Here is a 14,249-nt window from a genome sequence, read left to right as displayed (position 1 = left end):
ATAGCGGCCTCACATTCAACATTGATGTTGCCTGGGCTGCCGCCATCGCGAGCAGGCTCACTCCCACAGGGGTCAGGCGATGATCTGACGTATTGCGAGCAGCAGTAGAAAATGCAGCGGATACAGCGCATACGCCCAACGGCGCATCGGCGGTGGCTGGAAGCCTTTTGCCTGTCGCAACAAGAGCAGCCCCAGCAATGGCGCAATCAGACAAGCGGCGATACCGAGGATGGCTTCAACATTGTGAAACCGCGCCGCGGAATACAGCACCGGCCACTGATTGGCCGCCAGGCAGACCAGCCCCGGCAACAGGGCGAAATACCAGGGCCGTCCGATCACCAGCAACATCGCCAGCGGCAACAGCACACCGAAGAAGCCGAACATCAACCGCTCCGGGAATAGCGCCGCCAGCAACAAGGCACCAGCCGCCAACAGTCGCATTTGCAGGGTTCGGTCCTGCCAGCCACGGGCCACCAGTAATCCCAGGACCAACGTGGGAAGCACATTCAAGGTCCCGGGATCAGGAATGAACATCCGATACGGGATTTCGCTGATGGCGCTAAACAGCAGCAACCACCCCAGATAACGCCACTGGCCGTGAGTCGTCACCGCGCGAGCCCGTGCCAGGTTCGCCGCCATTGCCAGACAGAACCACGGGAACGCCAACCGTCCAGGTATATACAGCAGATCGACGGAATACCCGACATATCGCAGGTGATCGAGCACCATGCTCAACAGCGCCAGCCACTTGAGCAGATCCAGCGCCCCATCCCTTTGCGTCATGTGCATAATTGCCCGTCGTCCTTGTATTTTTCTGACAGCATCATCCCGTGTGCTCTCCTGACGATCTTGGGTAAAGTGCGCATCATCATTGACCACGAAGCTCTTCACCATAAGAGCCTCGACCACGGAAGCCGGCCATGACCGATAAGAGCCAACAATTCGCCAGTGACAACTATTCCGGTATCTGCCCTGAAGCCTGGGCTGCCATGGAACAGGCCAACCACGGCCACCAACGCGCCTATGGCGACGACGAATGGACCGCACGCGCGTCCGACGATTTCCGCAAACTGTTCGAAACCGACTGCGAAGTGTTCTTCGCCTTCAACGGCACCGCGGCCAACTCCCTGGCCCTGTCGTCGCTGTGCCAGAGTTACCACAGCGTGATCTGCTCGGAAACCGCCCACGTCGAAACCGACGAATGCGGCGCCCCGGAATTCTTTTCCAACGGTTCCAAACTGCTCATCGCCCGCACTGAAAACGGCAAGCTGACCCCGGATTCGATCCGCGAAATCGCGCTCAAGCGCCAGGACATCCACTACCCGAAACCACGCGTCGTGACCCTGACCCAAGCGACCGAAGTGGGCAGCGTCTACACCCCGGAAGAAATCCGCGCCATCAGCGCCACGTGCAAGGAGCTGGGCCTGAACCTGCACATGGACGGCGCGCGCTTCTCCAATGCGTGCGCCTTTCTCGGCTGCTCGCCAGCCGACCTGACCTGGAAGGCCGGCGTCGACGTGTTGTGCTTCGGCGGCACGAAAAACGGCATGGCGGTGGGGGAAGCGATTCTGTTCTTCAACCACAAACTGGCCGAAGACTTCGACTACCGCTGCAAACAGGCCGGCCAACTGGCCTCGAAGATGCGCTTCCTGTCGGCGCCATGGGTCGGGATTCTGGAAAACGATGCCTGGCTCAAATACGCCAAACACGCCAACCACTGCGCGCAGCTGCTGGCTGAACTGGCCAGCGATATTCCCGGCGTGGAACTGATGTTCCCGGTACAGGCCAACGGCGTGTTCCTGCAACTCTCGGAACCAGCGATTGCCGCACTGACCGCCAAGGGCTGGCGCTTCTACACCTTCATCGGCAACGGCGGCGCACGCTTCATGTGCTCGTGGGACACCGAAGAAGAACGCGTACGCGAACTGGCGGCGGATATTCGCGAAGTCATGTCCCGCTAAACAGCACCCCCGATCCCCTGTGGTGAGGGGGCTTGTCGGCACGCCGCATCGCCCCGTTCGGTTGCGAAGCAGCCCCAAAGCCTGAGCATGCGGTCTGTCAGGGACACCGCACTGACCGGGTTTACGACTGCTGCGCAGCCGAACGGGGCGATGCGGCGTGCCGACAAGCCCCTCGCCACAAAAGCCCTCGCAAGTCGTTCCTCTCCGCGGTCCTGGTCTACATTGATTGACGAGCTGTTCCACTCGCTCAGACAACAATAATCAGGAGCGCACGCATGTCATTGAAAGGCAAAACCCTGTTCATCACCGGCGCGAGCCGCGGGATTGGTCGCGAAATTGCGCTGCGGGCTGCGCGGGATGGGGCCAACATTGTGATTGCCGCCAAAAGCGCCACCCCTCACCCCAAACTGCCCGGCACGATTTTCAGCGTGGCTGCGGAAGTCGAAGCCGCGGGCGGCAAGGCGCTGGCCTTGCAGGTGGATGTGCGCGATGAAGTCGCAGTGCGTGAGGCGCTGGCCAAGGCTGACGAGCATTTCGGCGGTATTGATGCGCTGATCAACAATGCCGGGGCGATCAAGTTGACCGGGGTTCAACACATCGAGCTCAAGCGCTTCGACCTGATGCACCAGATCAACACCCGCGCCGTGCTGCTGTGCAGCCAGGCCGCCCTGCCCTATCTGAAGAAAAGCAGCGGACACATCCTCAATCTTTCCCCGCCACTGAATCTGGCAAGCAAATGGTTCGCCCAGTACAGCCCCTACACGGTGACCAAATACGGCATGAGCATGCTGACATTGGGCATGAGCGAGGAATTCAAGAACTACAGCATCAGCGTCAATTCCCTGTGGCCGCAAACGATGATCGCCACCGCCGCCATCGAGTTTCAGCTCGGCTCACGCGAGTCGTTCAAACATGCGCGTACGCCCGCAATCATGGCCGATGCCGCCCATGTGATTCTGAGCAGCAGCGGTCGCAGCATGACGGGACGCTTGCTGATTGATGAGGAGATTTTGCGGGAGCACGGGGTGACCGAATTCGATCATTACCGCTTTGAGCCCGGCACGAACGACAAGCTGATGCCGGATCTGTTTATCGACTGAAACACCAACCACTGTGGGAGCGAGCCTGCTCGCGATGAGGCCGGAACATTCAACATTGATATTGATTGATCCACCGCCATTGCGAGCAGGCTCGCGCCCACAGGCTCAGAACTCGATGCGCACGTCGCCCTTCGGCACGCTGCAGCACGAAAGAATGAACCCTTCCGCTTCATCTTCCTCGGTGATCCCGCCGTTGTGGTCCATTTCGACCTCACCGCCCAGCTTCATCACCTTGCACGTCCCGCAGATCCCCATCCCGCAAGCCTTCGGAATCAACAGCCCCAATTTGGCAGCGGCGGCATGCACGGTTTCACCCGGCGCCACACGAATGCTTTTCCCGGACGCGGTGAATTCCACCTGGTGCAGGTCCGCCACGTCGATATCCGGTGCGTCTGCGGCGATTTCCGCTTGCTCCACCGCATCGGCACGGGCTTCCGGTGGCGTAGCGCCGAACGACTCCTCGTGGTAACGCGACATGTCGAAGCCGACTGACTCGAGCATGCGCTTGACCGCATTCATATACGGCGTCGGGCCGCAGCAGAAAACTTCCCGCTCAAGGAAGTCCGGCGCCATCAGCTCAAGCATCTTGTGGTTCAGGTAACCGCGATAACCGGCCCACGGTTCGCCCAGACCATGCTTCTCGCAGATCAGGTGCAGGCTGAAGTTATCGATCCGCGACGCCATGTGTTCCAGCTCGCGGTGGTAAATGATGTCTTTGGGCGAGCGGGCGCTATGGACGAAGACCATGTCGACGTTGCCGTTGGTGTCGTAGAACCAGCGCGCCATCGACATGACTGGCGTGATACCGACGCCACCGCTGAGGTACAGAACCTTCGGCGCAGTGAAATCCATGGCGTTGAACAGCCCGACCGGCCCGTGCACCGCCAGCTCCTGGCCTTCGTGCAGGGTGTCGTGCAGCCAGTTCGACACTTTGCCGCCCGGAACACGCTTGATGGTCACCGAAAAGCTGTACGGCACCGATGGCGAGCTGGAAATGGTGTAGGAGCGCATGATCGGCACGCCGTCGATTTCCAGCTCCAGGGTGACAAACTGCCCCGGCTTGAAGAAGAACAGGATTGGCTGGTCCGCCATAAAGCAGAAGGTGCGCACATCCCAGGTTTCCTGGATGACTTTGACGCAACGGACGATGTGTCGACCATTGGCCCAGGTCTGGGTGGTTACCGGATTCAGGAAGCTGTTGGACATGCTGTTCTCCACGGCCGACTACCGGCCTTTATGTTGGCGATTCTGCGTATAGCGCAGCTCCTCCATTTACCTATCTGCGACATTCACATACTTATCGCGACCAGCCCCCAATTACCGGGGGTTGCGCGTCGGGAACAGATTTGGCCATGTCGCCCATGGATAAGGTTCTGGCGAGCGCCGGCCCCACACTCGCCCCATACCAAGACACAACCTTTACACCTTGCGTAGCAAACCTGATCAGCCACTTTCGCGGCCACGCAGATGGCCTTGAGGAAACACACGATGGACGTCACCACTACCCTGAGCCTGGGCGATCCACTGGAACCCGCACGCAAGGCCACCGCGCAGATGTTGCAAGAGCGCGAGCGCACGTTTTCGCTGCCGCAGCCGTTTTACTCTGACGAGCGGCTGTTTGATATCGACATGCAGGAAATCTTTCAGAAAGAGTGGTTGATCGCCGGCATGACCTGCGAAATCCCGACCAAGGGCAACTACCTGACCCTGCAAGTCGGCAAGAACCCGATCATCGTGATTCGCGGTGCCGACGGTGTGGTCCATGCATTCCACAACGTCTGCCGTCACCGTGGTTCGCGTCTGTGCACCAGTGAAAAAGGCAAGGTCGCCAAACTGGTCTGCCACTACCACCAGTGGACCTACGAGCTGGACGGTCGCCTGCTGTTCGCCGGCACCGAAATGGGCGCCGACTTCGACATGAAGCAGTACGGCCTCAAACCAGTGAACGTGAAGACTGCCGGCGGCTACATCTTCATCAGCCTGTCGGAAAACCCGCCGGCCATTGATGACTTCCTGTCGACGCTGAACCATTACATGGAACCGTACGACATGGAGAACACCAAGGTGGCAATTACCACCACCTTGATGGAAAAAGCCAACTGGAAACTGGTGCTGGAAAACAACCGCGAGTGCTACCACTGCAACGCGTCGCACCCGGAACTGTTGAAAACCCTGCTGGAATGGGACGACGTCACCGACCCGCGTGCCGACCAGGCCTTCAAGGACCACGTCGCTGCTTCGGCCGCTGCCTGGGAAGCCGAGAAGATTCCTTACGCCCACGCCAGTTTCGGCCTGCGTAACCGCATCGTGCGCATGCCGCTACTCAAGGGCACCGTGTCGATGACCCTGGACGGCAAACAAGGCTGCGCCAAACTCATGGGCCGCATCAAGAACCCGGACCTGGGCTCGATGCGCATCCTGCACCTGCCGCACTCCTGGAACCACTGCATGGGCGACCACATCATCGTGTTCACCGTGTGGCCGATCAGCGCGCAGGAAACCATGGTCACCACCAAGTGGATCGTCCACAAGGACGCGGTCGAAGGCGTGGACTACGACGTGGAGCGCATGCGCCAGGTCTGGGATGCGACCAACGACCAGGACCGTCGCCTGGCCGAAGAGAACCAGCGCGGAATTAACTCCACGGCTTACCAGCCAGGCCCTTACTCCAAGACCTATGAGTTTGGCGTGGTGAACTTTGTGGATTGGTACAGCGAGCGTTTGCTGAACAACCTGGGCGCGGAGCCTGCGCCTTACCTCAAAGGCGTTCCTGTTAGCGGCTAATCGAGATCAAAAGCATCGTGAGCAGGCTCACTCCTACAGGGGATTTGTGAACGACACAGATCCAATGTGGGAGTGAGCCTGCTTGCGATGGCGCCCTCCTCAACTACATACCTTTCACTGATACATCCCTCAATCTAGAACTGTACGAAATATGACCTATTCCGTTCAGCGCTATGCCGCACGCACCTTCCAGCCTTCCGCAAACAAGTTATCCACACCTCCACCCACAGCTATTGGGGACAAGTGTGGATTTCGTGGAAACTTTCTCCACAGAAACTGAAGAAAATCCGTGACTTATCCAGAAGCAGGGTTTTGAACAGCGATTGGTTGTTTTTTAATCAGAAGCTTGAAGGTCACGTTATACGTGGCTTACAGAGGATGGCGAACACCTTATCCACAGAAGCGCCAACAGACTTTGGGGGCAACTTCGGCGGATCTGTGGAAAACCGTTGAAAGCCGCGACAAATCGGGGTTTGTGCGAGTTTCACCGACTAAAAACGATAATTTGATCGTTTTTTAATCAGTCGCCTGAAAGGCCCGGTCTATATGGCCTGTAGAGGACAGCGAACATCTTATCCACAGATACGCTAACAGAGATTGGGGGCAAGTATTGGCTTGCGTACAAACTTATCCTCTGGAAAAAGCCTGAAAAAACCGCAAGTTAGGTTGGTTGTTTTTTGTACGAAGGCTTGCAGGGCCTGATTTGTATGGGTTGTAGCGATGGGCGAACACGTTATCCACAGAAGCGCTAACAGGGATTGTGGGTAACCACGATCAGGTCGTGTTGAAACACGACCATCCCGAGTCGATTTCCAGAAGCCAGCTCACAGAAACATGTAGCTCTCATCAGGGCCGATACATCAGATAGGCCTCGCCCGTGACCCGAATCATCGGATGCGGCGTGATCTGGCAGGTATCGACAATACGAAAGCCATGTCGCTCGTAAAACCGACAGGCGCCGGTGTTCATGGCGTAGTCGATCAGGCTCAAGCCATTGAGCCCCAGCTGATTGGCACGGTCGTAGGCATAGTCGAGGAACTGCTTGCCCAGGCCCTGGTTTCGCCAGCCTTCATGCAGCGCCAGGCTGGAAATATAGAGGGTGTCGGGGATTTCCAGCTTGGCGTACGGCGCCAGGACTGGATCGGTCACTGGAGGCGCCAGCGGGTCGTGACGCATCACGTAGCTGTGCATCATGCCGATGACAGCCCCATCCGCCTCGGCGATGAGGCAGTTCTGATAAGAAAAATCGACGTCGTCACGGGCGTAACGACTGGCGCCCACGTCCAGTAGATCCTGACCGGGTTGCGCCAGTTGGCTCCAGATGTAATCCGCAGCACCTTCCGACGAAATCTGGAACAAGCGAGCAATCTCCCGCGCATCCGCGCGCAGGGCCGAACGAAATTCAACGGTCATTATTTCCCCATAAATGTCGGTGACACGAGCACCCTGTGGGAGCGAGCCTGCTCGCGAAATGCGGTGGATCAGTCGCCGGAGATGTTGACTGCGCCCCTTTCGCGAGCAGGCTCGCTCCCACATTAGATGGGTGTTGATAGCTGTTAGCGGACCACGCCTTCTTCGATCAGCAACTTGAGGATCGCTTCGGCACCGGCTTGCGCCGTCACGCCTTTAAGCACTTGCCCACCGCCACCGCTGGCCTTGGCCGTTGCGGCTTTCATCCGGTCCGCGCCGCTCTTGGCCTTGATCACCTTCAACCGTTTAGGCCGAGGCTTGGCCGGTTGCAGGGTGGCGACCGCCAGCAGTTCATCGTCGATGACTTCGACTTCATCCGCCTGCAACACCCCGCGTCGGGCCGGGCCGTAGGCGCTCTGCCGAGGTTTCGGCGCCGCGTTATCCACAGTGGCGAGGAACGGCAGCCGTACTTTCAAGCGACGGCGCTGACCACGAGGCAAGGCTTGCAGCACCAGCGCCGAACCGCCATCAATGGATTCGACCTGCGCCAACCCCACCACCAGCGGCCAGCCCAGGCTTTCGGCCAGCAAAAACGGCAACATTCCCGAGCCTTCGCCGGTTTCCGCCTGGCTGCCGGTCAATACGACCTGCGCCCCGGCGTCACGCAAATACGCGGTCAATGCCGGCAGCGCATCGGCGCCTTCCGGTTGCTCCAGCACGTGCAGCTGTTCCAGGCCCATGCCCAAGTAAGCGCGCAACGCCGGTTCCGCGACGTCGCCGGCATGCAGCACTTGCAGGTTATCCCCAGCCAGTTGCAAGCCCAGCTCCACCGCCCGCGCATCCTGCTCCGCGCGACGTGGCCGGCCGGAAGTCGGGTGGGCGCCGATGGACACCAGGCTGATGATTTTCGTGCTCATAACCCTTTCCTTCCCTTAAGCCGCATCGCGCTTGGCCTCGTTGCGGTAAGCCGCCACCGCATCGATCAAGGCTTGAAGAATCTCGGCACTCTCGCCGATCACCGACAAGTCGGCCCGTTTGATCATGTCGCAACCAGGATCGAGGTTGATCGCCACCACCTTGTCGCAGGCACCGATGCCTTGCAGGTGCTGGATCGCCCCGGAAATCCCCACTGCCACGTAAACCCGAGCGGTGACCCAGGTGCCGGACGCACCGACCTGACGGTCGCGCGCCATGAAGCCATCGTCCACCGCCACGCGGGACGCGCCTTCGGTAGCACCCAACGCTTCGGCGGTCCTGTGGAAAAGTCCCCAGTCCTTGACCCCGTTGCCGCCGGAGAAGATGAACTCCGCTTCGGCCATCGGAATCGCCGCCGGGTCCACCGCCACCGCGCCCAAATCCTCGATGCGCGACAAGCTGCGCGCCACCGCTGTGGATAACTCCACCGGCAAGGCTTCGTGACGGGTTTCGCTGACCGGTTCTGCGCATTCGACGGCAGCCAGAATCAAGCGTGCCACCGGGCGCGCAAGGTCTTGCAAACCGGCACCGGCGCGGCCGATGCATTCCTGATCCTTGACCTGCCAGACCCGCGTGGCCGGGCGTTCGCCCAGTGCGGCGGCAAAGCGTCGACCCAATTCACCACCGCCGCTACGGCTGTCCGGCAGCAGCCAATGACGCGGGCTGAACTGGTTATCCACAGCCCGCAGGCCCTGGACCCGTTGTTCCGGTGCATAACCGCTGAATTCTTCGCCATCCAGCACCAGCAAGCGATCGACGCCAGCGGTGGCGAAGGCATTTTCCTTGTGCTCGCCGAAGACCACGGCCAACACCGCGCCGTCTTTGCCGGCCAACTGATGAGCCAGGCCGAGCAAGTCGCGGTCGTGGCTACTCAAGCGGCCACCGACCATATCCGGCACCACGCTGATGTAGAACGCCGGTTGCGGCACTTGATGCAGCGGCAATTGCACTTCAACCGCAGCCGAGCGTTTGGTCGCCCCGCCTTGTTGCGCGCCGCTGCGGTCGATCCGTTTGATCCCGTTGGGACCGATAAAACCGATCCCGTGAGGATTCTTGCGGATGACGCCGTTAGGCCCCATCCAGCTGTGTTGGGCCGGTTGCATGGCCGCGTGCAGCGGGTGCAGACGGTTACGGGCGATCCATTCGGCGCGTGGGTCGCGGCGGATAATGTCGCTCATCAGTGGGCCTCCGCAGGTTCACGTTGGGCCGGTTTGGTCGGCTTGCTCGGGGCCGCGTCTTCGAGCAACGCGTCCGCCACCAGTTCGGCGATGTCCTTGATCAGCGGCCGAGGTTCGACCACGCCTTCGAGCATCGCGGTGCACTGTGGACAACCCACGGCCACCAGTTCGGCGCCGGTTTCGCGGATGTCTTCCATGCGCATGTCGGGGATCCGTTGCTTGCCCGGGATGTCGGTGATCGGCGCACCGCCACCGCCGCCGCAGCAGCGTGAGCGGAAACCGGAGCGTTGCATTTCCTTGATCTCGATCCCCAGGGCGCGCAGCACTTCACGCGGCGCCTCGTATTCGCCGTTGTAGCGGCCGAGGTAGCACGGGTCGTGATAGGTCACGCTGCTGCCTTTGTGCTGGCCGAGGTTCAGGGCGCCAGCGCCGATGATTTCCGCCATGTAGGTGCTGTGGTGCTGCACGAGGTAGTTGCCGTCGAAGGCGCCGTACTCGTTTTTCAGCACGTGGAAGCTGTGGGGGTCGCAGGTGACGATGCGGTTGAAATTGTACTTGGCCAGGGTCTGGATGTTGCGTTTGGCCAACAGCTGGAAGGTCGCTTCGTCGCCCAGGCGTCGGGCTACGTCACCGCTGTCGCGCTCTTCGAGGCCCAGTACCGCGAAGTCGACCTTGGCCGCTTTCAGCACTTTGACGAAGGCGCGCAGGGTGCGCTGGTTGCGCATGTCGAAGGCTCCGTCGCCGACCCAGAACAGCACGTCGACGGATTTCTTCTCGCTCATCAGATTGAGGTTCAAATCCGCTGCCCAGTTCATCCGCCCACCCGGGGCGAAACCGCCAGGGTTGTCGGTGGCGATCAGGTTTTCCAGGACTTCGGCGCCCTTGTTCGGGGTCGCGCCTTTTTCCAGGGTCAGATGGCGGCGCATGTCGACGATGGCGTCGACGTGCTCGATCATCATCGGGCACTCCTCGACGCAGGCGCGGCAAGTGGTGCAGGACCACAAGGTTTCGGCGTCCACCAGACCGTTGACGATCGGTTGATGCGGGTTGCCGGCGTGTTCGCCGATGGCCTTGCCCGGATAAGGGCTGCCAGCGAATTTGGCGTCGGTGCCACCGGCCAGGCCAACGACCATGTCCTGAATCAGCTTTTTCGGGTTCAGCGGCTGGCCGGCAGCGAACGCCGGGCATGCGGCTTCGCACTTGCCGCACTGCACGCAGGCGTCAAAGCCGAGCAGTTGGTTCCAAGTGAAATCCTTGGGTTTTTCCACGCCCAGTGGCGCGGTTGGGTCGTTCAGGTCCAGCGGTTTCAAACCGGTGGAACGACCGCCGCCAAAACGCTCGGCGCGACGGTGCCAGGCCAGGTGCAAGGCACCGGCGAAGGCGTGCTTCATCGGCCCGCCCCAAGTCATGCCGAAGAACAGTTCGCTAACGCCCCACAGCACACCGACGCCAAGGATCGCAGCCACGACCCAGCCACCGAAGTTTTCCGGGAGGATGCCAGCGACCGGCAGGGTCAACAGGAAGAACGACGCCGAGAACGCCATCAGGCTTTTCGGCAGGCGCATCCATGGGCCTTTGGACAAGCGGGCTGGAGGATTGCGACGGCGCAGGAACATAAAGATCGCGCCGACAAACATCACCGCCGACATCAGCAGCAGTGCATAACCGAGGATGCGGTTATGCAGGCCGAAACCATGAACCAGGATCGCCAGCACAATGGACGCCACCGCACCACCAGCCGTGGCGACGTGAGTGTTGGCGATGTATTTGTCCCGCGCGACGACATGGTGCAAATCGACCATGTAGCGTTTGGGCATGGCGAACAGACCGCCGATCAGGTCGACTTTCGACGCCCGGCCCTGACGCCACATAGCCACCCGCCGCAACGCGCCCAGGACAGCCAGGCCCAAGGCAGCGAACAACAGGATTGGAAGAAGGGTGTTCAACATGTGGAGCTCCCAAAGACCGCAGGGTCTTGCAGGTCGAGATGCCTGACTCGGTTCCTGTGGGAGCGGGCTTGCCCGCGATTGCATTTTGTCAGTCACATCTGCATTGACTGACCCACCGCTATCGCGGGCAAGCCCGCTCCCACAAGGTCATGTGCAAGCCGTTAGAAGTCTTTGCACAACCGCAACGCGTCATAGATCGCCGCGTGGGTGTTGCGCTGCGCCACGCAGTCGCCGATGCGGAACAGCAAGTAGCCGTCGCCCGCCTGGCTCAACGAAGGTTGTGGCTTGATTGCGAACAAAGCTTCGATGTCCATCTGGCCTTTGTTGCGCGAGCCTTCCTTCATGGCGTAGTAGATTTCTTCGTCCGGACGCACGCCGTTTTCGACGACGACCTGGTCCACCACCCGCTCCTCTTTGGCGCCGGTGTATTCGTTTTCCAGCACCGCTACCAGCTTGTCGCCTTCGCGGTAGACCTTCTCCAGCATCATGTCGCCGGTCATGATCACTTCTTTCGGGTACATGCTGCGGTAGTACGTCGGGAACGAGGTGCCGCCAATCGCCACGCCCGGTTTGATGTCGTCGGTGACGATCTCAACCTGGCTGCCCTTGTCGGCGAGGAAATCGGCGGTCGACATCCCGGTGAACTCGCAGATGGTGTCGTAGACCAGCACGTTCTTGCCCGGTGCAACCTTGCCATCAAGGATGTCCCAGCTGCTGACCACCAGGCCTTCAGCCGCGCCCCAGTGCTCGTTCTGCTCCAGGAATGGATGGCCGCCGACGGCGAGCACCACCACGTCCGGACGCAGGTCGAGAATAGTCGCCGCATCCGCCGCCACGCCCAGGCGCAGATCGACTTTCAAACGCGCCAGTTCCAGTTGGAACCAACGAGTGATACCGGCGATCTGGTCCCGTTGTGGAGCTTTCGACGCGGTAGTGATTTGCCCGCCGATGAATTCTTTCTTTTCGAACAGGGTCACGTCGTGGCCACGTTCGGCCGACACGCGAGCCGCTTCCATCCCGGCAGGGCCGGCACCGACCACCACGACTTTGCGCTTCACACCGGTCGACTTCTCGATGATGTGTGGCACGCCCATGTATTCACGGGAGGTCGCGGCGTTCTGGATGCACAAGACGTCCAGGCCCTGGTACTGACGGTCGATGCAGTAGTTGGCGCCGACGCATTGTTTGATCTGGTCGACCTGGCCCATTTTGATCTTGGCGATCAGGTGCGGGTCAGCGATGTGGGCGCGGGTCATGCCGACCATGTCCACGTAGCCGCCTTCCAGAATACGGGTCGCCTGGTTCGGGTCCTTGATGTTCTGCGCGTGCAGCACCGGGGCCTTCACCACTTCCTTGATACCGGCGGCCAAATGCAGGAAGGGCTCCGGTGGATAACTCATGTTCGGAATAACGTTGGCCAGGGTGTTGTGGGTGTCGCAACCCGAACCCACCACGCCGATGAAGTCGATCATGCCGGTGTCGTCGTAGTACTTGGCGATCTGCTTCATGTCTTCGTGGGACAAGCCGTCCGGGTGGAATTCATCACCGCACAGACGAATGCCGACGCAGAAATCCGGACCGACTTCCTTGCGCACAGCCTTGATCACTTCCAGGCCGAAACGCATGCGATTTTCGAAGCTACCGCCCCATTCGTCGGTACGCTTGTTGACCCGCGGGCTCCAGAACTGGTCGATCATGTGCTGGTGCACGGCGGACAGCTCGACGCCGTCCAGGCCACCGGCCTTGGCTCGCGCGGCTGCGCTTGCGTAGTTGCCGATCACCCGCCAGATTTCTTCCGGCTCGATGGTTTTGCAAGTCGCACGGTGTACCGGTTCACGGATGCCCGACGGTGACAGCAGGGTTGGCCAATGCTCGCCGTCCCAACGGGAACGACGGCCCATGTGGGTAATCTGGATCATGATCTTGGCGCCATGCTTGTGCATGGCATCGGCCAGGTTCTGGAAGTGCGGAATGATCCGGTCGTCGGCCAGGTTGACCGACTTCCACCAGCCTTGCGGGCTGTCGATGGCCACGCTGGAGGAACCGCCGCAAATCGCCAGGCCGATCCCGCCCTTGGCTTTCTCTTCGTAATACTTGACGTACCGGTCGGTGGTCATGCCGCCGTCGGTGGCATAAACCTCGGCGTGCGCGGTGCTGAGCACGCGGTTACGGATGGTCAGTTTGCCGATCTGGATCGGCTGGAACATTGCTTCGAAAGCCATGGCGGGTTCCTCGACTTACAACGGCTTGACGGTGAACAGGCCGTCGTCGTGGCCTTCTTCGGAGCCACCGTAAACCTGTTCGGCAACGGTGCGGATTTTGCTGCCACGGGCTTGCAGGATCTGGTCCATGGCACCGGCAAACCAACCGGTGAACATGTAGTCGACCTTGCGCCCGACCTTGCCGTACACATAAACAAATGCGGAGTGCTCGAGCTTGACGCTGGCGGTGCCTTTGTCGAGGTCGATGTCCTGGATCTTGAACAGGCCCCAGCCGCGCTGCGACAGACGCTTCATGTAGTGCTCGAATACCGCAACGCCTTCCAGGCCGTGGCATTCAGCTTCTTTTTCACACCAGTGCCAGGCGGACTTGTAGCCGGCCTTGTAGAGGATTTCGGCGTAGGCGTCGGCGCCCAGCACTTCCTCGATGCCCATGTGGTTGTTAACGAAGAAGTGACGCGGTACGTACAGCATTGGCAGGGCGTCGGAGGTCCAGACACCGGTTTCGCTGTCGACTTCGATTGGCAATTGCGGGGCGATCTTGGCCATGGAAACTTAACTCCAGAAAATTCGTTGTGTGTTTTGCGTAGCAGCTGCCGAGGTACGAGGCTGCGTTGCGTGTCCGTAGGACCGCCCTCGGGGGCCGCTTCGCAGCCCGACGCAGCCTCGTTCC

The 14,249-nt window shown here is 60.4% G+C and carries 11 protein-coding genes; 3 read left to right on the top strand and 8 right to left on the bottom strand.

All coding sequences use genetic code 11. The features are described from left to right. Positions 1–72: 72 nt before the first annotated feature. Positions 73–789 carry a TraX family protein gene (locus ACQ4OB_RS15305; protein WP_430955982.1) on the bottom strand — a complete coding sequence of 239 codons (717 nt, stop codon included), beginning with the start codon at positions 787–789 and terminating at the stop codon, positions 73–75. Between the two features lie 131 nt (positions 790–920). Here ACQ4OB_RS15305 and ACQ4OB_RS15300 point away from each other — a divergent pair, with 131 nt between their 5' ends. Next, positions 921–1,961 carry a low specificity L-threonine aldolase gene (locus ACQ4OB_RS15300; RefSeq protein WP_430955981.1) on the top strand — a complete coding sequence of 347 codons (1,041 nt, stop codon included), beginning with the start codon at positions 921–923 and terminating at the stop codon, positions 1,959–1,961. A 275-nt stretch (positions 1,962–2,236) separates the two neighbouring features. Further along, positions 2,237–3,061: an SDR family oxidoreductase gene (locus tag ACQ4OB_RS15295; RefSeq protein WP_430955980.1), complete on the top strand. Its 825-nt coding sequence runs from the start codon at positions 2,237–2,239 to the stop codon at positions 3,059–3,061. A 105-nt stretch (positions 3,062–3,166) separates the two neighbouring features. Here the strand turns inward: ACQ4OB_RS15295 and gbcB are convergent, their stop codons facing one another. Beyond that, the gene (gene gbcB, locus ACQ4OB_RS15290) at positions 3,167–4,267 is read right to left on the bottom strand and encodes a glycine-betaine demethylase subunit GbcB (RefSeq protein WP_074871501.1); all 1,101 of its coding nucleotides are present in this window, start codon (positions 4,265–4,267) and stop codon (positions 3,167–3,169) included. A 282-nt stretch (positions 4,268–4,549) separates the two neighbouring features. On the opposite strand from gbcB, the gene gbcA reads away from it, so the two are divergent. Continuing rightward, complete coding sequence (gbcA, locus tag ACQ4OB_RS15285; RefSeq protein ID WP_074871505.1) at positions 4,550–5,845, top strand: glycine-betaine demethylase subunit GbcA; 1,296 nt, start codon at positions 4,550–4,552, stop codon at positions 5,843–5,845. Between the two features lie 846 nt (positions 5,846–6,691). On the opposite strand, the gene ACQ4OB_RS15280 is transcribed toward gbcA, so the two are convergent. The 6 genes from ACQ4OB_RS15280 to ACQ4OB_RS15255 form a co-directional block, all read right to left on the bottom strand. Further along, the gene (locus ACQ4OB_RS15280; RefSeq protein WP_074871508.1) at positions 6,692–7,258 is read right to left on the bottom strand and encodes a GNAT family N-acetyltransferase; all 567 of its coding nucleotides are present in this window, start codon (positions 7,256–7,258) and stop codon (positions 6,692–6,694) included. Between the two features lie 143 nt (positions 7,259–7,401). After that, a complete protein-coding gene (locus tag ACQ4OB_RS15275; protein ID WP_030128552.1) occupies positions 7,402–8,172 on the bottom strand; it encodes an electron transfer flavoprotein subunit beta in 771 nt (256 codons plus the stop codon). Between the two features lie 15 nt (positions 8,173–8,187). Beyond that, on the bottom strand, positions 8,188–9,408 hold the full coding sequence (locus ACQ4OB_RS15270; protein ID WP_430955979.1) for an electron transfer flavoprotein subunit alpha/FixB family protein: 1,221 nt from the start codon (positions 9,406–9,408) through the stop codon (positions 8,188–8,190). Then, positions 9,408–11,357 carry a dimethylglycine demethylation protein DgcB gene (gene dgcB, locus ACQ4OB_RS15265; protein ID WP_430955978.1) on the bottom strand — a complete coding sequence of 650 codons (1,950 nt, stop codon included), beginning with the start codon at positions 11,355–11,357 and terminating at the stop codon, positions 9,408–9,410. The genes ACQ4OB_RS15270 and dgcB overlap by 1 nt, the downstream gene beginning before the upstream one ends. A gap of 161 nt (positions 11,358–11,518) precedes the next feature. Beyond that, the gene (dgcA, locus tag ACQ4OB_RS15260) at positions 11,519–13,579 is read right to left on the bottom strand and encodes a dimethylglycine demethylation protein DgcA (RefSeq protein ID WP_007907545.1); all 2,061 of its coding nucleotides are present in this window, start codon (positions 13,577–13,579) and stop codon (positions 11,519–11,521) included. 15 nt (positions 13,580–13,594) lie between these two features. Next, positions 13,595–14,125, bottom strand: a complete 531-nt coding sequence (locus ACQ4OB_RS15255; protein WP_008033249.1) for a DUF5943 domain-containing protein — start codon at positions 14,123–14,125, stop codon at positions 13,595–13,597. Between the last annotated feature and the right edge of the window lie 124 nt (positions 14,126–14,249).

This window comes from Pseudomonas sp. ES4, from assembly GCF_050586665.1.
Lineage (GTDB): Bacteria > Pseudomonadota > Gammaproteobacteria > Pseudomonadales > Pseudomonadaceae > Aquipseudomonas > Aquipseudomonas frederiksbergensis.
Note: the sequence above shows the minus strand (reverse complement) of the source record. Positions and strands in the feature narration are given on the sequence as shown.